This window comes from Vibrio sp. 1874, assembly GCF_033344395.1.
Classification (GTDB): domain Bacteria; phylum Pseudomonadota; class Gammaproteobacteria; order Enterobacterales; family Vibrionaceae; genus Vibrio; species Vibrio alginolyticus.
On sequence record NZ_JAWPOR010000098.1, the window covers coordinates 1 to 1,294 of the forward strand.

Here is a 1,294-nt window from a genome sequence, read left to right on the forward strand (position 1 = left end):
GGCGCGTCGATGATATCGACATCGTACGTTCCGTTTTCTTTGGTTTGCTAATCACGCCCTGGGCCGTTTACTTCCTATCTGTGGTGGTAGATCAGTTAGAAGAGTCTCGTCAACGATTGACGAAGTTGGTTTCTAAATTGAAAGACATGCGTTCACGCGACCAAGAACTGAACTTCCAACTACAGCAGAACATCGAAAAGCTCAATCTAGAGATTGAAGAGCGGATTAAAGCGGAAGAAGCGCGTGAAGAGGCGATGCAGGATCTAGAAAATGAGGTTTCCCAGCGTGAGCGAACGCAATTAGAGTTAGCAGAGCGTACCGCTTTGTTACGTTCATTCATCGATGCGTCACCTGATTTGATTTATTACCGTAATGCCGATGGCGTCTTCTCTGGTTGTAACCGAGCGATGGAAGAGTTAACGGGCAAGAAAGAGCATCAACTTGTCGGCTTGAGCCCGTGGGATGTCTACAGTAAAGAAATTGCGCAACCAATCGTAGATACCGACCAAAAAGTCTTTAGCGACAACCAAGCGATCACTTACGAGCAATGGTTGGAATACCCTGATGGGCGAAAACACTATTTTGAATTGCGCAAAGTACCATTTTATAGCAAAGACGGTCGCCACTTGGGGTTGGTTGGTTTTGGGCGTGACATTACTGAGCGTAAGCGTCACGAAGAATCTCTAGAAAAAGCCAGCCGAGATAAAACGACGTTTATCTCCACAATTAGCCATGAACTTCGCACACCGTTAAACGGCATTGTTGGCTTGAGTCGAATGTTGCTTGATAGCCAGCTGACGGAAGAGCAGCGTAAGCACATGCAGACGATTAACGTGAGTGCGATTACGTTGGGGAATATCTTCAATGACATCATCGATATGGACAAATTCGACCGTCGCAAGCTTGAGCTGTTACCTGCGCCATTGAACTTTGAAGACTTTGTCGCCGAGATAGAGAGTATTTCGGCGCTCATGGCGGAACAAAAAGGACTGCGTTTCGACTTAGAACGTTTGAGTGACTTACCAAAAGCGATCGAGGTGGATGCGACCCGTTTACGTCAGGTGATTTGGAACCTAGTGAGCAACGCGATGAAGTTCACCAAAGAAGGTGGCGTTGTGATGACAGTCAGCGCTGATGTCGAAGAAGACTTCGCGACTATCATTATGGAAGTCGAAGACACTGGCATCGGTATTCCTGAAGCTGAACTGGATAAGATTTTTGCTATGTATTATCAAGTTAAGTCGGGCAAAGACAACTTGCATGCGGTAGGTACAGGCATTGGGTTAGCGGTTTC

The 1,294-nt window shown here is 46.7% G+C and carries 1 protein-coding gene; it reads left to right on the top strand.

The window, feature by feature from the left end; translation table 11 throughout:
• Window positions 1-1,294, top strand: a 1,294-nt coding sequence (locus R8N46_RS24820; protein WP_318189725.1) for a PAS domain-containing protein, incomplete at both ends; no start/stop codon positions are given.